Below are 23,178 nucleotides of genomic sequence, written 5' to 3'. Positions count from 1 at the left end.
AGAAGATATTATTTGTTTACTATGAAAGGAATGGATTTTATGAAGTCTACAGGAATTGTAAGAAAAGTAGATGAATTGGGTCGCGTAGTAATTCCTATTGAATTGCGCCGCATTTTAAATATCAACACAGGTGATCCAGTAGAAATATATGTTGATGAAGATATTATTATTTTACAAAAGTATAGCCCGTATGGTGCTTGCTTAGTAACTGGGGAAATTACGCGCGAAAACTTAACCTTTGGGAATGGAAACGTTGTGTTAAGTAAAAAAGGTGCGGAACAGCTTTTACAAGAGTTAGAGCGTACCTTAAATAAATAAGAAGTTTTAGGCCTTAGTATAAGGAAGAGTATCAATCCATTTTTAAACAAAAAAAGAACGTTCTTTTGAGAACGTTCTTTTTTTGTTTAAGCCGTTCGAGAAGATTTATTCTCCTCTAGCAGCTGCTTTTTTTGTATTTTTATCAAACGATACGCAAGTCCTGTTGCTCCTGCAGCAAGCCCCGCAATTAGTCCAATCCAATAGCCAAACGCCTGCAAATCGGTGTATTTTGCTAAAACAATGCCTAAAGGTAGACCAATTACCCAATAAGATACCAAGGACATTAAAAAGGTAACATTTACATCCTTATATCCTCGCAGAGCGCCTTGAATAGGAGCTTGAAGAGCATCAGAAAGCTGAAAGAAAATTGCATAAATCAAAAAATGAGAAGTTAATGCGAGTACCTCTGCATCTTTTGTATATAAAGATGCTACTGATTCTCGAAGAGTAAATAAAAGACCTGCGCAAACAAAAGCCATGCCCACAGCGATAGTTACACCGATCCTGCTATAGCTTCGTGCATCTTGATGACGCTTAGCACCCGCTTCAAATCCAACAACAATCGTTAAAGCCATAGAAATACTCAGCGGAATCATATAGAGAAATGAGGCAAAATTAATAGCTGCTTGGTGAGAAGCGATTGTAATGGTATTATACGAGCTCATAAACAGCGTGACGGCTGAAAAAATACTTGTTTCGAAAAAGACCGAAAAACCGATAGGTAAACCAATTTTTAATATTTCTTTCCAAGTAGAAAAAGAGATACGGTGAAATCTCTTAAATAAATTGAAGTTAGAAAAAGGTTCTTTTTTATGAATAATTACAATGGATACAATGAGTATGCACCAATACGTAACGGCAGTTGCATAACCGGAGCCTACTCCACCCAAGTGTGGGAAGCCCAGCTTACCGAAGATTAATACATAGTTTAAAGCTACATTAACCGGAAGCCCTAAAATGGTGATAAGCATAGACGTACGAGTTTGCCCTAAAGCATCAATAAAGTTTCGTAAAACCGTATAAATAAAAAGCGGAATAATACCAAAAGATAAAGCAATTAAATACTGTTTGGCAATGCGCATTACGTTTGCTTCTAAATTCATCTCTTTTAAAATAGGATCAACAACAAAAAAGCCGATTAAAATAATAACAACGGCCATTAAAATGGAGACATAAAGCCCTTGAATGACGGAGAACGGAACTTTTTTCTTTTGATTAGCTCCCACAAGCTGTGCAACAATTGGCGTAATAGACATTAAAATTCCGCTTAGCCCTGTAAAAACAGGCACCCATAAGCTTGAACCAATCGCTACCCCTGCCAAGTCGTCTGCACTTACCCTCCCTGACATCATCGTATCAAAAAAAGTCATTGAAAACATTCCAAACTGGGTGACCAATATCGGAAATAAAATAAAAATGAACTGCTTAACTTTTTGAGACGTTGAAAACATTTGTTGCATTAAAAAACCCCCAATTTGAAAACATTTACACCAAAAAGCATTATATCACGCCGTGGCTTGTTTTTGCTAAGAGTTCTGACAATAAATTCAAAGAACGTATCCATAAAACGCACCGTTTAAAAGGAATAAAAAGGTAAAATAGTATATGATTTTAATTTTGACAGGCAGTGAGCTATGATAGAAAGTATAGTAATTATCATTTAACGTGGAGGGATACGTGTGAATTTACAGTTGCAAAATAAAAATGTACTTATTACCGGCGGGTCAAAAGGAATTGGGAAAGCTATTGCTGCCTCGTTTATTCAAGAAGGAGCAAACGTTGGAATTGCGGCAAGAGGAGAGGAAGCGCTACAGGATGCACAGTCAAAATTAGAAAACGTACGTACATATACAGCAGACCTAACAAACGAATCAGACAGAGTTGCATTAATCGAGAAATTCATTAAAGACTTCGGAAGCATTGATATTTTAATTAATAACGCTGGAGGAAGTAATGGAAGCAAGGCAATGGAAACAGATTTATCCCTTTTCAAAGAAGCGATGGAGCTTAACTATTTTTCAGCTGTTCACTTGAGCAAGCTAGCAGCAGCTCGTATGACAAAAGATGCGGCAATCGTTAATGTGACGTCTATTTTCGGGAGAGAAAGTGGAGGGAAAGTCACGTACAATAACGCAAAAGCAGCGCTTATCAGCTTTACAAAGTCGTTTGCAGATGAAATGATTTCTAAAGGAATTCGTGTAAATGGAGTAGCGCCGGGAAGCATTTTGCATGAAACGGGTAATTGGAAAAAAAGAATGGATGAAAATCCGGAGAAGATTAAGCAGTTTGTTGAAAACGAAATACCAGCAGGGCGCTTTGGGGAGCCGGAAGAAGTGGCAAACGCCGTTGTTTTTTTAGCATCTTCTCAAGCTTCATGGATAGTGGGTGCTACGTTAAACGTAGACGGTGGACAGTCAAAAATGAACTTTTAAAAAAAGTGCAGGAATTTCCTGCACTTTTTCATTATCCAATATCTTTTTGCATACGAGGAATCTGAAAATCTTCATTAATTGCGTCCGCTGTAAGCTGACCTGATAATGTCACCATTGGCACGCCGCCTCCAGGGTGTGTAGAGCCGCCCACAAAATAAAGGTTAGAAAGAAGCTGACTTCTTGCCGGAATTTTAAAACCTCCATTTTTCTTACGGTCAGTTGCTACGCCATAAATGGACCCGCCGTTAGCACCGTAAAGCTCTTGGATATCGTTAGGAGTAAACGTATATTCAAACTCAATGCTTGAACGTAAGTCTTCTAATCCCATTGCCTCAAGCTTTTTCAATATGACTTCCCGGTAGCGGTCTTTTAATGCAGCCCAGTCGTCGCCTTCTTTTAAAGGAGGTACATGGGTAAGAACGAACAGATTTTCTTTTCCTTCAGGAGCTTGCGTAGGGTCTGATTTAGACGATACGCCAATGTAAATTGTCGGATCCATGGCTACTTGACCTTTGTTAAAGATTGTATCAAACTCTTCTTTCTGATCCTTTGAGAAGAAGAAATTATGATGTTGAAGCTGCTTGTACTGTTTGTTAACCCCTAATAAAAGAACAAGGCCAGAAACAGTAGGCTCGAATTTAGCAAGCTGCTGAGTTTGCTTAGCTGCCTGCGCATGATTTTTTAATAAATAGCGGTAAGTTGGAATTGCTTCTAGATTAGATACCACAATATCTGCTGATAGATTCTCGCCATTTTCTAGTGTAATCCCAGTTGCCTTTGCTCCGCTTGTTGTGATTTCTTTTACCGGCGTATTTAGATGCACAGTGACGCCAAGCTCTTGAAGAAGCTTATCCATCGCTTCAGCGATTTTGTACATTCCGCCTTTTACGTAATAAATACCTAATCCTAGTTGAACGTGAGCAAGCTGTGTTAATACAGCCGGTGCATGATAAGGAGAAGAACCGATGTACATAATTAAAAAATTAAACAATTGACGCAAATGTTTGTTTGAAAAATATTTGCGTGTAGTAGCATCCATAGATCTCATTGGATCCATTTGAAGCAGTTCTTTTACCGTGTGCATCGTTCGTAAATCATGCAGTCCAGATAAACTTTTTTTATAAAAACTTTTTAAGTTCGATTCATACATTTTATTTGCATAAGATAAATAGTCAAAAAAACCTTCAATGTCTTCTGGAGCAAGTTCTTGAAGCTGCTGAAGCATGCGAGGAAGGTCACTGGTCAAATCAATTTGTGTTCCATCTTGGAAAAAAGTTCTCCACTGAGGCTCAATTCGTTCTATTGTTAAGTAGTCGTGGATATTGCGGCCTGCACTGTCAAACAGCTGCTCTAGCACCCACGGCATCGTTAAAATAGAAGGTCCTGTATCGAAAGAAAATCCTTTGCCGCTGCGAATATTTAACTTACCGCCAATTCGCTCGCTTTTTTCAACGACTGTTACATCATATCCATCAGCTGACAGACGAATAGCAGCTGACAGACCACCTAAACCTGCGCCTACAACAATTACTTTCTTTTTCATCTTTTTCCTCCTTATAAAACAAAAGCGAGTTGTCAACAATGTGTATAAAATGACTTCACGCAAAATAAAAATAGGTCTACAACTTTTTATTTTGTCCAGTTCGCTAATTTTCATACGTGAAGGAAAGGAGAAAAGGATGTCTTTTTTACTGGTTGCTCTTGTCTTGACAGCTACGCTTGTCATCACTATCCCTACATTTAAACGTGTAAAAATAGTAAGAAACAATATGTCATGTTTGTCCATTATTATTCCAGCTAGAAATGAAGAAAGAAACCTTACCTTTTTATTGCAGTCACTCCAGTTACGGAACGCTGACTTTGAAGTGATTGTTGTAGATGACAGCTCAACAGATAATACTGAGAGGGTAGCCAAAGCATTTGGCGTAAAAGTAGTGCAACCGGGCGCACTTCCAGCTGGGTGGCTAGGAAAGTCATGGGCATGCTGGAATGGAGCACGAGAAGCAAAAGGCTCGGTGCTTTTGTTTTTAGATGCTGATATTACAGTAGAGAAAGACGGAATTGAAAAAGTATTTTTCTATTATCAACAGCAAGGGGGTGTGCTGTCGGTTCATCCTTATCACCTTGTTAAGAGGCCTTATGAAATGCTTTCTGCTTTATTTCACTATGTTACGTTTGCATCGATTGGCGCGTTTCACCCCTTTAAAAATTGGAAAAGTCCTTCTGTCGGTTTCGGGCAGTGCTTGCTTTGCAGCGCAGCCTCCTACTTTCAAAGCGGAGGCCACGAAGGGATAAAAAAAGAAGTGGTTGAAAATATGGCGCTGGTTGAGAAAATGAACAAACAAGGTGAATTTATTACGTGTATGAGTGGACAGGGAGCTCTTTCCATGCGCATGTATCCAAATGGTATGAAAAGCCTTATAAGAGGGTGGAGTAAAAGTTTTGCTTCAGGTGCGGGGAAAACGGAAGCCATTTATTTATTTCTAGTAAGCTTGTGGCTTACTAGCATGATTAATTATATCCTTTTTTTACCAACTCTATGGAATCAACATGCAGGCTTGGCAATTAGCAGCTATGTTTGCTATGTAAGCCTCTTATTTAATAGCTTAAGAAAAATAGGTTCGTTTACCTTTTTTTCTTTGTGCTTATTTCCTATTCATATACTGTTTTTTCTGGGTCTATTCGTATGGTCTTTCGTCCAAACGGCGGTGAGAAAGCAAGTTAAATGGAAAGAACGCAGCATATCTATAGAAGAAGAAAAAAAGAAGAAAGTGATAAAATGACAGGTGCTCAGCTCTTAATTAATATCATGGCATGGTTTGTGATTCACATGTTCATCGCCTACAGATGCACAAAAATTTCTGCCTTTTATTTAAAGAAGGACCTTGCGCTGTTTAAGGTTCAAAGGTGGGAAACAGTTGGGATATATAAAAAATTCGGGGTGCACCGATGGAAAACGTGGCTTCCTGATGCAGGAAAGCTATTTAAACGAGGATTTTATAAAAAGAAATGGGAGAGTAGAACGAAGGAATATGCACAGCTTTTTTTAATTGAAACAAATCGAGCAGAGTTAACTCACTGGATCAGCATACTTCCTTCTATTCTTTTTTTTATATGGAACTCTCCTTCTATAGGTGTTTGGATGGTTATTTATGCGATTGTCGCAAACGTACCGTTTATCTTGGTTCAACGATATAATCGAATACGAATTCATCAAGTTGTTTTGAAACTCAAATGAAATTAATTCACGTGCCTTTGGCTCCGAGTAGGGGCCTCGTTTTTTATCTTTTTCTCTTTATTCGAAGACAATAACTTCTTGGATAAAAGAAAAAAAGAAGCAAAGGCGATATAAATACTAAAAAAGACTAAAAACCCCCATAAACCTGCTATGGCATCATCAAATTCCATATTGCCCCGAGTGGTAATTCCTTGCTGAATTTCAATGGCAAAAACTAAGACAAGCATAACGGTAAGGGTATAGATAAAAGAAATAGCTGTAATACTAAATTTCCACTTTGACAATAATTTAAAGATCATATAAACGCTTAAAAACGTGAGAAGTCCAATAATACCAATAATCCAGAAGTGAAGTTCTTTATCTGAAAGAGAAAATCCTAGTAAATAAAAAATATAAATTAATCCGTCGTGCAATACATTAATAATATTTGTAATGAAAACAATACATTCTTTCATTTTTTCTCCTTTATAAAAATGTAAGACGTTTAAACTTCTAGGTATACAAGCATGCATAGCCCATACTCATTCCAATTTTATATAAAAAATGCACTTTCTAGATCAGACGTTAAAGAGATCTGAAATTTCAAATAATATTTATAATTTATATTATAAACAAAAAGGTAAAAAAATAAAAATTTTCGATGCAAACTGACACATTTTTTTCAAATTTAAAGAAAGAAATAACTCAAAATATGTGGTTTACTGTAGAAAGAAAAGAAAATAAGAGGTATTGATATAACAAATATTCACAAGTGCTTTTATGCATTCTCTTGTAAAGGAGAAGGAAAACTAAGGCAAGTGTTAAATTTATATGTATAGTGGACAAAATAAAAAATAAATATAAAATAGTGAAACTTAAAGAGAAGCTGTCCGTATTAAATAGTGAGAAGAAAAAAGCATAGGAAACATTTGTGTTTGAAAGCCGATATAGCTGGGAATAAGAAAGTAGTTATTTTCTCACGTTTGGTGAAAATTATACGTAGCGGTGTTGACAATTTTTTTTAAAGAGTTAAAATGTGAAAGAACAGATTAGCTCTCTTACATTTTTTGTAAGAGAGATTTCTTTTTACATTTACTATAAAAATAAAAGTGAGCTTAAATTTCAATAGAGACAGAGGTGGGAATATGAAACAGCTCATGACAAACGGTAAAAATATTTTTTCGAAACAGCTGCCGTTATTTCTAATTGCAGTTTTGTTGTTTTGGATTAAAACGTATACCGTTTATCGTATCGAATTTAACTTAGGGCTAGATAATTTTATGCAAAAGTTCTTACTTTTCATAAACCCAATTGGTTCGGCAATTTTCTTTTTTGCCATTGCACTACTATTTAAAGGGCGCGGAAAAGTACGAGCACTGCTTGGAATGAATTTTTTACTTTCATTCATCCTGTACGCAAATGTAGTGTACTATCGCTTCTTTAATGATTTTATTACTGTTCCTGTATTGACTCAGTCAAACAACTTTGGTCAATTAGGCGGCAGTGCCATGGCTTTAATTAGCCCAACTGATATTTTATACTTCACAGATTTCTTTATTCTTTTAGTTTTAGTACTATGGAAAAAAGTTGACTTACCAGCAACGATTAGTCGACGTACTGTGACAGGTGTATTTTTATCAGGGATTTTATTCTTAAGTGCCAACATCGCACTAGCGGAAATGGATCGTCCTCAACTATTAACAAGAACATTTGACCGCAACTATTTAGTAAAATATTTAGGAACGTATAACTATACGATCTATGACATCATCCAGAGCTCGAAATCTTCAGCACAGCGCGCGCTAGCAGATAGCAGTGATGTGGCTGAGGTAGAGAACTATGCAAAAGCAACATATGCTGAGCCGAACAAAGAATATTTCGGTCAAGCAAAAGGCAAAAACGTCATCTATATTTCATTAGAGTCACTTCAGTCATTTATGATTGGTTATAAGTTAAATGGTGAAGAAGTAACGCCATTCTTAAATTCACTATTAAAAGATCAGAACACAATGTATTTCGATAACTTCTTCCATCAAACAGGGCAAGGTAAAACGTCAGATGCTGAATTCATGATGGAGAACTCATTATTCGGCTTACCTCAAGGTTCTGTATTTACAACAAAAGCAAATAACACCTATCAGTCGCTGTCTGGTATTCTAGATCAGCAAGGCTATACAACATCTGTGTTCCACGGAAATGGAAAATCGTTCTGGAACCGTGACGAAATGTATAAATCAATGGGTGTAGAAAAATTCTTTGATTCAGCTTATTACAATATGTCAGACGAAGATACGCTGAACTATGGTTTAAAAGATAAACCATTCTTTAAAGAATCAATGCCGTACCTAAAAGGCTTAAAGCAGCCATTTAGCGCGAAGTTCATTACGTTATCAAACCACTTCCCTTATCCGCTAGATAAGGAAGACCAAACGATTGGACCTCACAATACGGGAGATAAGTCAGTTGACCAATACTTCCAAACGGCTCGTTATTTAGATGAATCAATCAAGCAATTCTTTGAGGATTTACAGGCCTCTGGCTTAGCAGACAATACGATGGTCGTGATGTACGGTGACCACTACGGTATTTCTGAAAACCATAAGCGTGCAATGGGCAAAGTAATGGGTAAAAACATCAATGATTTTGAACAAGCTCAGCTGCAGCGCGTACCATTATTTATTACTTCACCAGGCCTTAAAGGCGGCGTAAATCATACGTATGGTGGAGACGTAGATGTTCGTCCAACAGTGATGCATTTATTAGGTCTTGATACAAAAGACTATATTGACTTTGGTACAGACTTATTATCAAAAGAACATCAGCAAGTTGTGCCTTTCCGTAACGGTGACTTTGTTACACCTAAGGTAACAAAAGTTGACCAGAAAGTGTATGACAATGCAACGGGCAAGCAGCTTTCAGATAAGGAAGCGAAACAGTACGATAAGTATGATGAACTAGTTAAGAAAAAGCTAGAACTATCAGATAAACTTGTTTACGGAGATTTACTCCGCTTTCATACACCAGAAGGGTTCAAACCAATTGAACGCTCGAAGTATGATTACAACAAGCGCGAAGATCAATAAAAAACAGGCAGCTTTTAATAGCTGCCTGTTTTTTTGTTTTGTGAAACCTTTAAAGGTTTTATCCGTATATAAATTATAACAGTAATCGTTTTAAGAGACGGGAAGACAATGGTATAATATGTATACGTTTAAAAGTTCGGTCACATTTGAGATAGGAGTGAAAGCGATGAAAGTCGTTCGAATCATAAAAAAGATTCTTGCCATTTGGGTAACAGGAGCAGTAGCCGTTCCGGTCAGCTATTTTGGATTTAGTACCACGATGATTCAATCCTTTGGCATTAGTATAGGAGTAATGGTCGTGATGAGCCTGTTCTTTATTATAAGCAGTGCTCGACGTCATTATCAAAATCCGTATAGAGAAGAAATTGCATACGTTCGTCATCAAGTAAAAGAGGCAAGAAAGCAATTAAGAACCATTGGAAGCTATCGTTTTAAAATTCGGTCTGTTCATATGTGGACAGAACTTTCTAAACTATACAAAGTAGGTAAAAGCATCATTGAAATGGTAGAAAAAGAGCCCGCACGTTATAAAGATGTTCAGCCCTTTTTTACGAACTACTTACAATCAACGGTTACCGTCATTGAAAGGTATATGTTTTTATTATCAAAACCAACGAAAAGCATAGAAGTCAAAGAAAGTCTTCATGAAGCGGAAGACATGCTGCGCGGGTTATCAGGGAAGTATGAGCATTTATTAACAAATGCTCTTTCACAAGATAAGCTGACATTAGATGTAGAGCTTAAAGTGCTAAAACAAGCATTTGAAGAAGAGCAGCCGTATATACCGACAGCTACTAATCGCACAAAGTAACGTAAATGCAAAGGATGGGATTTTATGATGAAAGAATATAATCAAAATCAATCGTTAGATGCGCTGCTTGATGATCCTTTTGCGTCACCTACCCCGCAGGTACAATCGGACTCTCGCGCTGCAAAAAGAAACACATACGATGATTTGACACCGGAATATCAGGAAAAAGCACAGAAAATCGCAAATCAAATTGATTATAAAAATCAGCAGGCGATCTTACAGTACGGGGTAGCAGCTCAGTCAGAACTATCTCAGTTTTCTCAATCTGTGCTACAGCATGTGCAAACGAAAGATACGGGACCAGTAGGAGACGTTATAGGAGATTTAATGAGTAAGATTCGCCAAGTGAATCCCGATGATTTTTCTGCAAAGAAAAAAGGAGTTATCGGTCGATTGTTTTCAGGAGTCTCTAGGCCTATTCAAAATTTATTAACAAAATATCAAAGCATTAATGTTGAAATTGATAAAATTGCAGATAAGTTAGAGCGCTCAAAACAAATGCTGTATCGAGACATTACGATGCTAGATAGCTTATATGATAAAAATAAACAGTTTTACGAGGCGCTTAACGTCTACATTGCAGCGGCAGAATACAAGTTAGTGGCGCTGCAGAATGAAACGCTGCCCCAGCTTCAGCAAAAAGCATCTCAAAAAAATGACTACTTGATGGCTCAGGAGGTCAATGATTTAAATCAATTTATCAATAGGCTAGAAAAACGAGTGCATGATTTAAAACTGAGCCGTCAAATTGCCATTCAAAGTGCACCGCAGATTCGATTAATTCAAGAAGTCAATCAGACCCTTGTTGAAAAAATTCAAAGCTCTATTTTAACAGCTATTCCCCTTTGGAAAAATCAAGTAGTAATCGCAACCACTTTATTACGCCAAAAGAAAGCAATGGAAGCCCAAAAGCAAGTATCTAAGACAACAAACGACTTGCTTACTAAAAATTCAGAGCTGCTCAAGCAGAACACGATTGAAGTAGCTCGTGAAAACGAGGCGGGGATTGTCGATATCGAAACATTGAAAAAAACACAGTCCGATTTGATTACCACGTTAGAAGAAGTGCTAAAGATACAAGAAGAAGGACGTACGAAGCGTACCGAGGCGGAATCAGAGCTGTATCAAATGGAAAAAGATTTAAAAACTAAACTGTTAGATATGAAATAAAGAAAAAGTCGGTTTACACACTTTGTAAACCGACTTTTTCTCTGTTTTATGCATTTTGAAGCGTTCTCGCCATTTCTAAAAACGGCGTTAAATCCCTTTCGGATTTAGGAGCAAAGATCGTTAACCGGAAAGTAGGGTGATGATTTTGCTTTCGAACGAGAAAACCGTATGCGTTACTTTTATCATCTGATGCTTTGTACGCAGCTTCTATCTCTAAGTTATGGTGAATGAGGTGCGTATCAAGGGAAGCCACTTCTGAAAAGCCAGCTCTTAAAATTTTTTTTGTTTCTTTATTGAGCTCCTTTACACTTTTATTTGAGGGAAACACTTCAATCCGCATCCACAAAGCATCATTTTTTTTGTTGTAAATGACATCTTTTCGTGGCTCTTCTTCTGTAAACTCGTATCCTTCTAGTACGTAAAGCGTATAGTTTTGATTGGTGCTTCTTTTAAGATAACCCGCATCTGTTCTGCTGCTTCCTTTGTAAGGATAGGTGAACTTTTGCTGTGGCAAGCGTTCTTTTGGAATTTCTTCTTGTGTGTTAATAAGCTCTTCACGAAAAGCAGTTGAGCAGCCACTCATCAAACATATAAAGCAAACAAGAAATATCTTTTTTTTCATAGCTGGCTTCCTTATCTATTTTCATTCATGCGTTTTTACTGAGTTCACAATTGAAATTAACTTTTTTTCATCATCAGAATTTTTAGCTGTAACCATCGTGATTTTTAAAGCAGGGTGCCCCTTTGTTTCTCTCAGTACATACAGCTTTGCCGTTTCTTTTTTGCTCCCTGATGTAGATGCAAACACAACAGGTTGAAGAAATGGGGATGCAGAAGAAATTTTTAACGATTTTCCAAACTGGTCATCAAACAATTTTTTTGAACGATCTAGATATGATTTGCTTGTACTTTCTTTCCCGGAAAGGACTTCAATTCGCATCCACGTATAGGGAGTCTTGGTTGAAAAAAGAATATCTTTTCCATCCTCTTCTTTTTGAAGCGTATATTCATTGGGCAATGAAAGAGAATATCCTTGTTCGCTTACGGTGAGCTGCTGATGTTCCTTATTGCTTTCACTGACTGCTTTAACAGAAGGCAGTATAACCATGGTTATGCTTATCATTAACAGAAGCGCTAAATAAAATTTTCGCATGTATATATCTCCTATTCAAAACGCTAGACAGCGTGTAGTTACTATAAAAAAATGTTTTCGCCATGTTAGAACCCGTAGGTTTATTTTTGACTTTTTGGTAAAGCTAAAAACACAATCAATTAGTAATGGAGAGAAGACTATGAAAAACCGTAAATCAACTTCTGCAGCTAATCGCCGTCAACAGCGCGTGTGTTTGGGTGATGAACGATTATTTGCAGTTGGTATCAAAGCGTTTATTGACAATACGCATGAATCACACCTAGACAAAAAAGGAGGTCATTGAGTGAAATGGTGCTTGTCAATTATCATTATTGTTTCCATTAATTTCTATGGTATTCAGGCGGATGCTGCAAAGAAGAGCAGATTTTATTATGAAAAAAAAGGAGATATCGTGTGGGAAGTTCCCATGAAAGACGAGAAGTTAATTGCGCTTACATTTGATGATGGACCAGATCCTAAATATACGCCGACCATTTTGAATTTATTGCAAGAGTACGGTGCCAAAGCAACTTTTTTTGTAGTCGGCGATCGAGTAACATCGTTTCCCAAGCTTGCTCAAAGAGAAGTTCGTGAAGGGCATGAACTTGCTAATCATACATATAGCCATTTGAAAGTAAGGGGCCAGGAAGTAGAGAGAATTGAACAAGAAATTGAAAAAGCGGATGAACGTATACAAGCTATTACAGGAATAAAACCTTACCTGTTTCGTCCACCTACTGGCTATTATGACGATCGGGTAGTAAAAGCTGCTAAAAATCAGCAGTATACCATTATTCTTTGGTCTTGGCATCAAGATACATTTGATTGGAGAAATCCAGGCGTAGGTAAAATTGTAAGTCAAGTGCTTAACCATGCCAGGTCAGGAGATATTGTATTGTTTCATGATACGGGAGGAGATCGAACCCAAACCATTGAAGCATTAAAACAAATTTTGCCGAAGTTAAAGGAAGAGGGGTATAAATTTGTAACGGTCTCAGAACTTTTAAAACATCACCCCAATTATAAATCTCTTTATTTGATGCAACAGCAAAAACAGCACTCCGTTCAATAATCGAGTGCTGTTTTTCTCGTAAAGACTTTAACCAATTTTTTAACTGGTTTTTCCTTCTCTTTTGTCCCCATCAGACGTATTTTTTTGGAAAAATGCTTTTACTTTATCCCGTTTTTTCTTCGAAATAAGAATATATAATGTATCACCTGCAAAAATTTGTGTATTTCCTCTAGGGGTAAGTAGTTTATCATCTCGAATAACAGCAGTCACTAAAATGTCTTCAGGGAGGTGAAGTTCTTCAAGCGATTTTCCTGATATATCTGCATGTTCCACGAGCTTCAACTCAATCATTTCATTTTTTGTTTTGCCCATCGAAACAAGCTCGAGACTGTGAGGAACCGTCTCTTTTTCACCTTGAGAAAGGTTTAGAAATTTGGCTAAAGGAGCGATTGTTGCTCCTTGAAGAAGAGCGGAAGTTAAAACAACAAAGAAAACGACGTTAAAAATGAGCGTGCTGTTCTCCAAACCTGCCATCATAGGATAAGTAGCCAATACAATTGGAACAGCTCCTTTTAAACCGGCCCAAGAAATAAACAGTTTTTCTTTGGATGAGTATTTAGCAAACATCATCGAAAGAAATACGCCGAGTGGACGAGCGACAAACATAAGTAAAAGAGATAACAGTATACCCTGCCAAATGATATCTAGCAGTTGATTAGGAAAGACAAGAAGGCCGAGTAAAATAAACATTAAAATTTGCATCATCCATGCAAAACCTTCGTTAAAGCGGACAATTGTGTGACGATAAGTTAGATCTGCATTCCCTACTACCACTGCCATTACATATACAGCAAGTAGACCGCTTGCTTCTACAAATGTGGAAATTCCATAGGTTAAGGCGGCTAATGACAATGTAAGCACAGGGTAAAGACCTGAAGAATCTAAATTAATTCGATTAATAATCCACACGGCTGCTTTTCCGAGTACTAAACCAAGTACCAGCCCGATTCCCATTTGCCAAAAGAAATTAAGGATTAACGAGAGGATAGGAGAGTCTGGATGTTGAATTAATTCAATAATAGAAACGGTTAAGAAGATGGCCATCGGATCATTGGAACCAGATTCTGCTTCTAGCGTGGAGTTTAATTTTTGGCGGATATTCTGTGTCCCTAGTACAGAGAACACGGCTGCAGCATCTGTAGAGCCAACGATTGCCCCGAATAAAAAGCCTTCAAGCCAAGTAACACCTAAAATATATTTGGCAAGTACACCTGTTAAAACTGTCGTAATGAGGACTCCGAAAGTAGCTAATGAAACGGAAGGGCGAACAACGCGTTTAACATCTTTCCATTTGGTCTGCACGCCCCCATCAAAAAGAATAATGATAAGCGCTAATATTCCGAATCCTTGTGTTAAAAGAGCATTGTCAAAGTAGATGTAGTGGCTAACAACCATTCCTACAATAATAAAGAGTACAAGCGAAGGGACTCCAAGGCGAGTAGAGAACTTTGCAGTAAGTACCCCTATGACAAGGAGAATAGATAGTAAAAGAATTGAATGGTCTACCGTAAAATCCAAAAAATACACCTCGTTTGTTCAAAATTTTTATGTAAGTAATAAATGAGGTTCCTCTATAATAATTGTAGCATAATGGATTTAAAACCTTGAGAAATCTGCTTATCAAAAAAAGAGATGCATAAACATCTCTTTTTTTGATCATGTATGAATAACAGGGACAGATTCTTACTTAACATCTTGCTCGTGATAAAGATGAGGAGCTTTAAATGTTGCTTTCTTTTTAACTGAAGAACCTTGTTGGTCGGGACGGGAACGATCGTAAATAGCTGTTCCAACAATCTCAGCCACATCTTGAAGTTTTTCTTTGCTTATTTTATCAAGGTTATCTTCAGGCGTATGATACCAAGGTTCAGACGGACTGTGAATAAATAGAGCAGCCGGTATTCCTGCTTCTGCAAACGGAACGTGATCACTGCGGCCGCCAGCTTGGAATGGCGTAGGTGCTCCATTTAATCTTGTACTTGAAGCTTGAGCTAATTCTGTGACAAGATTTGGTGTTCCATCAGCTGTATTCATCACCAAATCTCCCGCATCTTGACTTCCTACCATGTCTAAATTAAACATTCCAACAATACGATTTTTCTCATCTTCAGATAGCTCACTAACATAATGCTCGGATCCTAGTAAGCCTACTTCTTCAGCTCCGAATGTGACAAATCGCAGTTCTGTATCAGTAGGAAGAGTTTTAAATACGCGAGCTAATTCAAGCACCATTGCTGTTCCAGAAGCATCGTCATTTGCCCCAGGCGCTCCGGCCACAGAATCATGATGAGCACCTACTACAATAATATCATTTGTTCCTTTTTTCTTAAAAGTAGAAGGTTTAGTAGCGGTTACATTATAAGATGTTCGCTCACTTACGACAGCTCCTTCAATTTTTACTGTACCTGAAGGCTTTTCGCCTTTTTGAATAGAAGTAAGAACCTTGTCACCTTCTTCTTTGGTAACAGCAAGAGACGGAATGTAGTTATCATTAGCGCCGCCAAGCGTTCCGTTTAGCTCACCGTCTGTATTATTAAAAATAATGACGGCTGCAGCTCCTTTTTCAGCAGCATTTAATACTTTTTCACCAAAAGTAATAGTGCCTCGCTGAACTAATACAATTTTACCTGTCACATCTTTGTTTGCTAAATTATCTTTTGTACCCAGCCCTCCATCTACAATTTCAGCAGTGACATTTCCATTGGTGCTATAAGTAAAAGTTGTCGGAGAGTAGCTGGTACCGTTTACGCTTAGTGAAAAACTAGCTGCTGGTGTGTAACCGGTAAAGGTAAAAGGCTCTACTGCGCTCTCATAGCCTAGTTTAGACAAACGCTTTTGAACAAATGTAGCAGCTTCGCGTTCAGCTTCAGTTCCTGCCACACGAGGTTTTTTTGAGAGATACGCAATGTCTTGATAAATTTTCTCAGCATTGATTTTTTTTAATACTTTTTGTTCAGAACTTTGATGGTGAGAAGCATTTGCAGAAGTAGAAGCTTGTACACTTGTAAAAGATAAAGTCAAACTTGTTGCTACAGCCAAAGAAATCACGGTTTTTTTCATTAAAATCCCCCTAAATTTATCGATGTAGTTGGTACTACTCGAATTTACAATATTAAGAAAATACAAAAAAGAGTATTATTACCTAAATGTTCCAGGATATTCCGTATCTAAATTCCTATTTTGATAGAGAAAATAACTCAAATAAAATGAAAATACGGAAACAACTAAAGAGGATAAAAGAAACTGTGTCAAAAGTAATAAAAAAAGGTATTAGATAAGAATAAAAAAATAAGGTAAACTAGTTTAAAAGTAAGAAGAATATTCAGAACTTAATTGATGAAACATAGAGAGTATTCACGTAAAAAACAAAGGCTGGTGGGAAATATTGATAAAAAATAGGGAGGGTGTACGAAAAGCAGCGGCGGTAGCGGGTCTTCTGCTTGTAGGGGTGTACATCGTCTTTCAAACAATGGCATTTTTTAAAGGAGCATATGCTCTTAGCAGTTTGATAAAAGATAGTTTACTAGTGGGCGTAACGGCTGGCACGTTTTATTTACTTCATAAGCGTTCGATTCATACCCAGGTGTCTGATGAACAATATCAGCTTGCTACATTAATAAATTCAATGCCAGATTTTATTTGTTTTAAAGATGGAGCTGGCAAATGGGTGGCGGTGAATGATTTTGGAAGAGAACTTTATCATTTAAAGGGTATTGATTACAGGGGTAAAACCGATGCAGAACTTGGGGAACTTGTGCCTTTCTTTCAAGCCGCTTTCTTACACTGTATTTCATCGGATGAAGAAGCATGGAGAAAAAAGGAAAAGGTACGCACGGAAGAAGCATTTGAAATACCAAACGGCGAGGTCAAAACATTTGATGTTATTAAAGTACCTGTGTTTTTTGGTGATGGCTCAAGAAAAGCTCTTATCACGATTGGACGAGATATCACTCAGCAAAAGCTTGCAGAAGCGCTTCTCATAAAAAAGGAAAAGCTTTCTGTAGTAGGCGAATTAGCTGCTGGAATTGCTCATGAAATTAGAAATCCGCTTACGAGTATTAAAGGGTTTGTTCAGCTCATGAAAGAAACAGACCGATCCGCAATAGGGTATGCTAACATCATGCTTGATGAGCTGGAACGAATTAATGGTATTGTCAGTGAAATGCTCCTTTTGTCAAAACCTGAAAGTGAACATTTTCGCGTGTTTTCTCTTACAGAAGCGGTTAAGTATGTAATGAGTTTAACTTCCCATGAAGCTTTATTGAAAAACATTGACTTCTTATACGATGAACAAACAAATAACGCTAGTGTGTATGGAAATAAAAATCACCTTATTCAAGTATTACTTAATGTTTTTAAAAACGCAATTGAAGCCATGGATAGGCCTGGAAATATTTACATTACAATCAAAACAGCGCAGGATAACCATATTTTTATAGAAGTTAGAGATGAAGGAGTAGGAATTTCTAAAGACCGTCTAGAACATATAGGAGAACCGTTTTTTACTTTAAAAGAAAAAGGAATGGGGCTTGGATTAACAATCAGCTCCAAAATTATTCATGATCATCACGGTACCCTGCAGATTGAGAGTGAACAGAACAAAGGGACGATTGTTAAAATCCGACTGCCTCTGTATGTCGAAGATACGGCGGTTTTTGCAAGCAAATGAAATGTTGTAAACGAAAAGTAATGAAAACGTCATCCATTTCTTATTGCTAAACGCAGCCGTACATGATGTAATAAAAGAAACGAACATGTCAGGAAGGTAGCAAAATGAGACGTGCAGATCAAAAAATTATATTACCGTATACACCGGAAAATTTAAGAATGCTATTGCTTCAAGTATGTGACGGAGAAAATCCGTTCTCCCATCAGGACCTTACGTATTGGTGTGATAAATATACTCTCCATTATTATGAGTATGAAGCGGATGAAACGCAGTGGATGAATGATATGCAGCAGACAGATAATAGACAAGATCTAGCTAAATCCTATGCCATTGCTAAAGATATTGGCTGGCAGTGGTACTTTTATATGGCTAGAGGGACGACGCTATCTGATATTCAATATGTCGAGCTTCACGAACTAGAATTACCCAGACATTTGTTTGTAAAATGGCTAAATGAATTATATGAAATGTAATCCTATATATGAATTGTAGTACATCCGGTCTGATGAAAGAAAGACCATCTCTGGTAACGGGGCAAAAGACCACTGAAGTACATACAAGCGTAAAATAGAAAGCTAAGGAAAATCCTTAGCTTTTTTGTTTTGTCAAAATTATTCAAAAAAACTGTCTTCAGGAAAAAACATAAAACCTAGTTGACTTATTGGTATTGTTATATTATAAGTAATAGAGACATGATTTATGGAAAAAATTACAGGGGGAACATCTATGAATAACTTATTAGTCATCATAAACATCCTCATTATGCTCGCATTGCTTGCGGGGCTGTTTATGATGCAGAAAAAACATGTATCATTTTCAAAGCGTGTGTTTACAGCGCTTGGACTAGGAATTATTTTTGGCTTTGCTCTTCAGTGGGTGTATGGTCCGACTCATGAAGTAACGATGACGACCGCCGATTGGTTTAGCATTGTAGGAAGCGGATATGTTAAGTTTCTGCAAATGATTGTTATGCCGCTTGTATTTGTATCGATTGTAGCGGCATTCACTCGCTTAAAATTGACGAGCAATATTGGAAAGATTAGTAGTTTAATTATTGGGATTTTGCTTGTCACAACAGCGATAGCAGCTGCAATTGGTATTTTTACAACAACGAGCTTTAATTTAGAATCTGTCCAAATCACAAAAGGGGAAGCGGAACTTCAGCGCGGAGAGGACTTAGAAAACAATTTATCTAGTTTAGAAGCAAAAACAATCCCACAGCAAGTAGTAGAATTATTGCCTGCTAACCCGTTTCTTGATTTAACAGGCGCACGTTCAACTTCCACGATTGGCGTTGTCATCTTTGCGGCATTTGTTGGAATTGCGTATTTAGGCGTGAAGCGTAAAAAGGCTGAGGAAGCGGCGTTATTTTCAAAAATTATTGATACGCTTTATGCCATTGTAATGCGTGTAGTGACGCTAATTCTTCGTTTAACTCCTTATGGGGTACTTGCAATTATGACCAAAACAGTAGCAACGAGTGATATTGATGCAATTGTTAAACTTGGAAAATTTGTTGTAGCATCATATGTCGCATTGGCAGCTATGTTTATTGTTCACTTAGTTATTCTAACAATGATCGGTGTAAATCCGATCACATATGTTAAGAAAGTATTTCCTGTATTGGCTTTTGCCTTTACTTCCCGTACAAGTGCTGGAGCATTACCTTTGAATGTTAATACACAAACAAGACAGCTAGGGGTTCCAGAAGGAATTGCGAATTTCGCAGGTTCATTTGGTCTTACAATTGGTCAAAACGGATGCGCTGGAATATATCCAGCTATGTTAGCCGTTATGATTGCACCAACGGTAGGTATTGACCCCTTAACGCCTTCATTTATTTTCACGTTGATTGCCATTGTAGCAATTAGTTCGTTTGGCGTAGCAGGCGTTGGCGGAGGAGCGACATTTGCGGCTTTACTTGTATTATCTTCTATGAATTTGCCCGTAGCGCTAGCAGGCTTATTAATTTCAGTAGAGCCATTGATTGATATGGGGCGTACGGCGCTTAATGTAAGTGGAAGCATGACAGCCGGAGTCGTCACTAGTAAATTAACAAAAGAGCTAGATACAAACGTATATAACGATCAAACCATCTCACCTGAGACAGCAGAAGTGTAAAAGAGATACGTCATCCATAGTTAACATTGTTAACTATGGATTTTTTTTCTTTATCCACATAAAATAGGAAAAAATACTTATGATGACGCTTTCAAAAAAGGTTATAGTGAAAAATGTGTACGTACTTTATTTTACGGGAGGGTTTTCATTGAAACGTAGTTGGACTAAATATGCAACGGTACTGATGGCTTTACTCTTACTAGTAAGCTCTTTTTTTAGCCCATTTATGCAATCGTTTGCATCTGCAGCAGACGCAACAAAAATCACGATTCACTATCAGCCTGCTCCAAATGATACAAAGGAATGGGGATTATGGGTTTTTCCTGAAGGAGGAGAAGGGAAGCCTTACGCATTTACAGGGGAAGATCAATTTGGAAAAGTAGCGGAAGTTGAATTACCCGGTACTTATGACAAAGTAGGTTTTATTGTTCGAACAGAGTCGTGGGAAAAAGATGGAGGAGACCGCTTCGTTTCGGTGGAGAACGGTGAAGGAGAAGTATGGGTGAAAAGTGGAGATGAACATACATATACGTCTCCTCCTGACGGTGAATACCGAGATTTACCGAAGTTTGATAAAGTAAACGTTACCTTAAATTATCATCGGTACGACGGAGATTACAGCGGGTGGAACATTTGGACATGGCCCGGTGATGAAAAAGAAGGCAAGCAAATCGAATTTACGGAAGACACGAATTTTGGGAAGAGAGCGACTTACGCCATTAACAGTGGAAGTGGCAATTTATTTGACAAAATTGGTTTTATTGTACGCCATTCTACTAGTGACAGCGATTGGGAAAATAAAGACGGAGGAGACCGCTTTATTACCAAGGTTGGTAAAGATGGGAATGTAGAAGTATGGATTGTTCAAGGACAAAATCGAATTTATTATGATAGAGCAGGAGTAGATATCACTCGGAAAATCACGAAAGCGACTATGGATACATTTAATCAAATCACCTTAGAAACAAACGTGCCGTTTGACTCTTCTAAGAGTGTAGGAGACATTGAAATTGACGGAGCTCAAATTGAGAAAGTGATACCTTATAAAGAGGGAGAAGACGCTGCTACTACTAAAGTTAAAATCATAACAAAACAGCCTTTGGACGTTACAAAAACGTATAAAGTTAAGCAAAAAGGCTACGGCTCAGCTGATGTAGTCAATGGAAATGTCGTTCGCACGAAAGAATTTGACGAAAAGTATGCATATAGCGGAAACGATTTAGGAAACACGTATTCTAAGAAACAAACAAATTTTCGCGTATGGGCTCCAACTGCAAGCGAAGCCAAGCTAGTGATTTATTCGTCATGGAACTCCAAAGCTGTAAAAGAAATTTCTATGACTAAAAGTGAAAAAGGAACGTGGAAAGCGGAGTTAAAAGGAAATCAAGATGAACTGATTTATACGTACAAAGTAAAAATTGGGAACAGCTGGAACGAAGCGGTTGATCCATATGTACCAGCAACAACGGTGAATGGAGATCGCGGAGTTGTCGTAGATTTGGCTAAGACAAATCCGAGAAAGTGGAGTGCAAATAAGCCGAAATTTAAAAATCCAGAAGATGCGATTATCTATGAACTGCACGTACGAGATTTATCGTCTCAAAAAGAGAGCGGTATCAAAAATAAAGGAAAATATCTAGGCGTAGCGGAGTGGAATACGAAAGGACCAAATGGAGTAAAAACAGGACTCAGTCATATTAAAGATTTAGGTGTGACGCACGTTCAGTTCCTGCCTATTTACGATTATCGTACGGTGGATGAAACGAAATTAAACGAGCCGCAGTTTAACTGGGGATATGATCCAAAAAATTACAACGTCCCAGAAGGTTCCTATTCAACAAATCCATATAATCCTAAGACGAGAATTATTGAGCTTAAACAAATGATTCAAACGCTTCATGACAAGCAGCTTCGTATGGTAATGGACGTGGTTTATAATCATGTGTATGCAGTGAGTGAGCATAGCTTTGATAAACTAGTTCCAGGCTACTACTTCCGTTATAAAGAAGATGGAACTTTATCCAACGGAACAGGTGTTGGAAACGACACGGCGTCTGAACGGAAGATGGTTCGGAAGTTTATTGTAGATTCTGTTGCGTATTGGGCAAAAGAGTACCACATTGATGGGTTTCGATTTGATTTAATGGGGATTCACGATACAAAGACAATGAATGAAGTGAGAAAGAAGTTAGATGAAATTGACCCTTCCATTATCGTCTTAGGAGAGGGCTGGGATCTAGGAACCGAGCTTGATGCTAAGCTAAAAGCTAATCAGAAAAACGCTCAGGATATGAAGCGCATCGCTCACTTCAATGATGGTATGCGAGATGGTCTTAAAGGCAGCGTGTTTTTTGATCGTGAAAACGGATTTGTTAATGGAAAACAGGGTCAAGAAAAGCTCATACAGCAAAGTATAGCAGCTGGAATAGATTATGATCATTCAACTGCCACGTATGAAGACCCGGATCAAGTTGTGACGTATGTAGAAGCCCACGATAACCATACGTTATGGGATAAGCTTCAGCTGACGAACCCTGCTGACACCGAGCAAACGAAAAAGCAAATGCATAAGCTTGCTTCTTCTATTATTTTAACATCTCAAGGAATGAACTTTATACATGCAGGTCAAGAGTTTATGAGAACAAAAGGCGGAGATCATAATAGCTATCAGTCACCCGATTCTGTCAATCAGCTAGATTGGAAGCGCCGAGCAGCTTTCAGCCAAGAAGTAGATTATATGAAGGGACTTATTGCGCTTCGAAAGCAATATTCCTCATTTAGAATGACGAGTGCACAGGCTATTCATCAAAATTTACGCTTTGTTGACGCACCATCAAACGTAGTAGGTTATACGTTAAATGCTAAAGCTAATAAAGATAAAGCAAACGAAATAATGGTGATTCATAATGCAAATAAACAAGCTCAAACGGTTCATCTGCCTTCTAACAGAACGTGGAGATTACTTGTTGACGGCGAGCAGGCAGGAACAAAAACGCTCCGTACGGTGAAAGGAAATACAGTAAACGTTTCGCCTCTTTCGACATTTGTACTAGTAAGATAAGTTTTAGATAGCTGGAATACATGTAGAAAAATTCAGAATATTGTATGTAAAATTGTTGATTTTATTAGATAACATGGTAAAATATTCATTGT

General features: G+C 37.7%; 20 protein-coding genes. 13 read left to right on the top strand and 7 right to left on the bottom strand.

Going from position 1 to position 23,178, the window contains the following annotated elements:
* Nucleotides 1-39 precede the first annotated feature (39 nt).
* A complete protein-coding gene (locus ACFX40_RS16225) occupies nucleotides 40-318 on the top strand; it encodes an AbrB/MazE/SpoVT family DNA-binding domain-containing protein (RefSeq protein ID WP_025752053.1) in 279 nt (92 codons plus the stop codon).
* 86 nt (nucleotides 319-404) lie between these two features.
* Here ACFX40_RS16225 and ACFX40_RS16220 read toward each other — a convergent pair whose 3' ends face one another.
* Nucleotides 405-1,778, bottom strand: coding sequence for an MATE family efflux transporter (locus ACFX40_RS16220; protein WP_028408781.1), 1,374 nt, complete (start codon nucleotides 1,776-1,778; stop codon nucleotides 405-407).
* A gap of 219 nt (nucleotides 1,779-1,997) precedes the next feature.
* Between ACFX40_RS16220 and ACFX40_RS16215 the strand changes: the two genes are divergently transcribed.
* Nucleotides 1,998-2,750 carry an SDR family NAD(P)-dependent oxidoreductase gene (locus ACFX40_RS16215; protein ID WP_098791427.1) on the top strand — a complete coding sequence of 251 codons (753 nt, stop codon included), beginning with the start codon at nucleotides 1,998-2,000 and terminating at the stop codon, nucleotides 2,748-2,750.
* Nucleotides 2,751-2,781: 31 nt separating this feature from the next.
* Here the strand turns inward: ACFX40_RS16215 and ACFX40_RS16210 are convergent, their stop codons facing one another.
* The gene (locus ACFX40_RS16210) at nucleotides 2,782-4,293 is read right to left on the bottom strand and encodes a phytoene desaturase family protein (protein ID WP_028408779.1); all 1,512 of its coding nucleotides are present in this window, start codon (nucleotides 4,291-4,293) and stop codon (nucleotides 2,782-2,784) included.
* Nucleotides 4,294-4,429: 136 nt separating this feature from the next.
* Between ACFX40_RS16210 and ACFX40_RS16205 the strand changes: the two genes are divergently transcribed.
* Nucleotides 4,430-5,533, top strand: coding sequence for a glycosyltransferase family 2 protein (locus ACFX40_RS16205; RefSeq protein ID WP_098333298.1), 1,104 nt, complete (start codon nucleotides 4,430-4,432; stop codon nucleotides 5,531-5,533).
* A complete protein-coding gene (locus ACFX40_RS16200) occupies nucleotides 5,476-5,988 on the top strand; it encodes a glycosyl-4,4'-diaponeurosporenoate acyltransferase CrtO family protein (RefSeq protein WP_225049700.1) in 513 nt (170 codons plus the stop codon). Before ACFX40_RS16205 ends, ACFX40_RS16200 begins: the two co-directional genes overlap by 58 nt.
* Nucleotides 5,989-5,990: 2 nt before the next feature.
* Here ACFX40_RS16200 and ACFX40_RS16195 read toward each other — a convergent pair whose 3' ends face one another.
* Nucleotides 5,991-6,443 carry a hypothetical protein gene (locus ACFX40_RS16195; protein ID WP_028408776.1) on the bottom strand — a complete coding sequence of 151 codons (453 nt, stop codon included), beginning with the start codon at nucleotides 6,441-6,443 and terminating at the stop codon, nucleotides 5,991-5,993.
* 669 nt (nucleotides 6,444-7,112) lie between these two features.
* On the opposite strand from ACFX40_RS16195, the gene ltaS reads away from it, so the two are divergent.
* From ltaS to ACFX40_RS16180, 3 genes are all read left to right on the top strand, one after another.
* Nucleotides 7,113-9,050 (top strand): lipoteichoic acid synthase, encoded by a 1,938-nt coding sequence (ltaS, locus tag ACFX40_RS16190; protein WP_013056729.1) that lies wholly within the window; start codon nucleotides 7,113-7,115, stop codon nucleotides 9,048-9,050.
* Nucleotides 9,051-9,216: 166 nt separating this feature from the next.
* The gene (locus ACFX40_RS16185) at nucleotides 9,217-9,861 is read left to right on the top strand and encodes a 5-bromo-4-chloroindolyl phosphate hydrolysis family protein (RefSeq protein WP_028408775.1); all 645 of its coding nucleotides are present in this window, start codon (nucleotides 9,217-9,219) and stop codon (nucleotides 9,859-9,861) included.
* Between the two features lie 24 nt (nucleotides 9,862-9,885).
* Nucleotides 9,886-11,031 (top strand): toxic anion resistance protein, encoded by a 1,146-nt coding sequence (locus ACFX40_RS16180; RefSeq protein ID WP_377255581.1) that lies wholly within the window; start codon nucleotides 9,886-9,888, stop codon nucleotides 11,029-11,031.
* A gap of 46 nt (nucleotides 11,032-11,077) precedes the next feature.
* On the opposite strand, the gene ACFX40_RS16175 is transcribed toward ACFX40_RS16180, so the two are convergent.
* Both ACFX40_RS16175 and ACFX40_RS16170 read right to left on the bottom strand, forming a co-directional pair.
* The gene (locus ACFX40_RS16175; RefSeq protein WP_328249676.1) at nucleotides 11,078-11,653 is read right to left on the bottom strand and encodes a hypothetical protein; all 576 of its coding nucleotides are present in this window, start codon (nucleotides 11,651-11,653) and stop codon (nucleotides 11,078-11,080) included.
* Between the two features lie 21 nt (nucleotides 11,654-11,674).
* Nucleotides 11,675-12,184 carry a hypothetical protein gene (locus ACFX40_RS16170; RefSeq protein WP_098249885.1) on the bottom strand — a complete coding sequence of 170 codons (510 nt, stop codon included), beginning with the start codon at nucleotides 12,182-12,184 and terminating at the stop codon, nucleotides 11,675-11,677.
* Between the two features lie 139 nt (nucleotides 12,185-12,323).
* Between ACFX40_RS16170 and ACFX40_RS16165 the strand changes: the two genes are divergently transcribed.
* Nucleotides 12,324-12,467, top strand: a complete 144-nt coding sequence (locus ACFX40_RS16165; protein ID WP_013056734.1) for a hypothetical protein — start codon at nucleotides 12,324-12,326, stop codon at nucleotides 12,465-12,467.
* Nucleotides 12,468-13,235, top strand: coding sequence for a polysaccharide deacetylase family protein (locus ACFX40_RS16160; protein ID WP_025752060.1), 768 nt, complete (start codon nucleotides 12,468-12,470; stop codon nucleotides 13,233-13,235).
* A gap of 39 nt (nucleotides 13,236-13,274) precedes the next feature.
* On the opposite strand, the gene ACFX40_RS16155 is transcribed toward ACFX40_RS16160, so the two are convergent.
* Together ACFX40_RS16155 and ACFX40_RS16150 are read right to left on the bottom strand one after the other, a co-directional pair.
* Nucleotides 13,275-14,753: a potassium/proton antiporter gene (locus ACFX40_RS16155; protein WP_377255578.1), complete on the bottom strand. Its 1,479-nt coding sequence runs from the start codon at nucleotides 14,751-14,753 to the stop codon at nucleotides 13,275-13,277.
* Nucleotides 14,754-14,918: 165 nt separating this feature from the next.
* Nucleotides 14,919-16,295, bottom strand: coding sequence for a M28 family peptidase (locus ACFX40_RS16150; RefSeq protein WP_098525157.1), 1,377 nt, complete (start codon nucleotides 16,293-16,295; stop codon nucleotides 14,919-14,921).
* Between the two features lie 325 nt (nucleotides 16,296-16,620).
* On the opposite strand from ACFX40_RS16150, the gene ACFX40_RS16145 reads away from it, so the two are divergent.
* The 4 genes from ACFX40_RS16145 (at nucleotide 16,621) to pulA (ending at nucleotide 23,086) form a co-directional block, all read left to right on the top strand.
* Complete coding sequence (locus ACFX40_RS16145) at nucleotides 16,621-17,904, top strand: ATP-binding protein (protein ID WP_377255575.1); 1,284 nt, start codon at nucleotides 16,621-16,623, stop codon at nucleotides 17,902-17,904.
* A 104-nt stretch (nucleotides 17,905-18,008) separates the two neighbouring features.
* Entirely contained in the window at nucleotides 18,009-18,377 is a 369-nt protein-coding gene (locus ACFX40_RS16140) for a hypothetical protein (protein ID WP_013082877.1), read from the top strand.
* Between the two features lie 253 nt (nucleotides 18,378-18,630).
* A complete protein-coding gene (locus ACFX40_RS16135) occupies nucleotides 18,631-20,025 on the top strand; it encodes an L-cystine transporter (protein WP_377255572.1) in 1,395 nt (464 codons plus the stop codon).
* 79 nt (nucleotides 20,026-20,104) lie between these two features.
* On the top strand, nucleotides 20,105-23,086 hold the full coding sequence (gene pulA, locus ACFX40_RS16130; RefSeq protein ID WP_377255569.1) for a type I pullulanase: 2,982 nt from the start codon (nucleotides 20,105-20,107) through the stop codon (nucleotides 23,084-23,086).
* Nucleotides 23,087-23,178: the final 92 nt, after the last annotated feature.

It is taken from the genome of Priestia sp. YIM B13552, assembly GCF_042787775.1.
GTDB lineage: Bacteria > Bacillota > Bacilli > Bacillales > Bacillaceae_H > Priestia > Priestia megaterium_E.
The sequence above is the reverse complement of the archived record's forward strand: the minus strand, read 5'-3'. Positions and strand labels throughout refer to the sequence as shown.

Coding starts and splice junctions, on each gene's coding strand:
- ACFX40_RS16165 (WP_013056734.1), top strand. CDS start 12,324: ATGAAAAACCGTAAATCAACTTCTGCAGCTAATCGCCGTCAACAGCGC.
- ACFX40_RS16210 (WP_028408779.1), bottom strand. CDS start 4,293: ATGAAAAAGAAAGTAATTGTTGTAGGCGCAGGTTTAGGTGGTCTGTCA.
- ACFX40_RS16225 (WP_025752053.1), top strand. CDS start 40: ATGAAGTCTACAGGAATTGTAAGAAAAGTAGATGAATTGGGTCGCGTA.
- ACFX40_RS16220 (WP_028408781.1), bottom strand. CDS start 1,778: ATGCAACAAATGTTTTCAACGTCTCAAAAAGTTAAGCAGTTCATTTTT.
- ACFX40_RS16200 (WP_225049700.1), top strand. CDS start 5,476: ATGGAAAGAACGCAGCATATCTATAGAAGAAGAAAAAAAGAAGAAAGT.
- ACFX40_RS16135 (WP_377255572.1), top strand. CDS start 18,631: ATGAATAACTTATTAGTCATCATAAACATCCTCATTATGCTCGCATTG.
- ACFX40_RS16150 (WP_098525157.1), bottom strand. CDS start 16,295: ATGAAAAAAACCGTGATTTCTTTGGCTGTAGCAACAAGTTTGACTTTA.
- ACFX40_RS16170 (WP_098249885.1), bottom strand. CDS start 12,184: ATGCGAAAATTTTATTTAGCGCTTCTGTTAATGATAAGCATAACCATG.
- ACFX40_RS16195 (WP_028408776.1), bottom strand. CDS start 6,443: ATGAAAGAATGTATTGTTTTCATTACAAATATTATTAATGTATTGCAC.
- ACFX40_RS16180 (WP_377255581.1), top strand. CDS start 9,886: ATGATGAAAGAATATAATCAAAATCAATCGTTAGATGCGCTGCTTGAT.
- ltaS (WP_013056729.1), top strand. CDS start 7,113: ATGAAACAGCTCATGACAAACGGTAAAAATATTTTTTCGAAACAGCTG.
- ACFX40_RS16205 (WP_098333298.1), top strand. CDS start 4,430: ATGTCTTTTTTACTGGTTGCTCTTGTCTTGACAGCTACGCTTGTCATC.
- pulA (WP_377255569.1), top strand. CDS start 20,105: ATGATGACGCTTTCAAAAAAGGTTATAGTGAAAAATGTGTACGTACTT.
- ACFX40_RS16140 (WP_013082877.1), top strand. CDS start 18,009: ATGAGACGTGCAGATCAAAAAATTATATTACCGTATACACCGGAAAAT.
- ACFX40_RS16185 (WP_028408775.1), top strand. CDS start 9,217: ATGAAAGTCGTTCGAATCATAAAAAAGATTCTTGCCATTTGGGTAACA.
- ACFX40_RS16175 (WP_328249676.1), bottom strand. CDS start 11,653: ATGAAAAAAAAGATATTTCTTGTTTGCTTTATATGTTTGATGAGTGGC.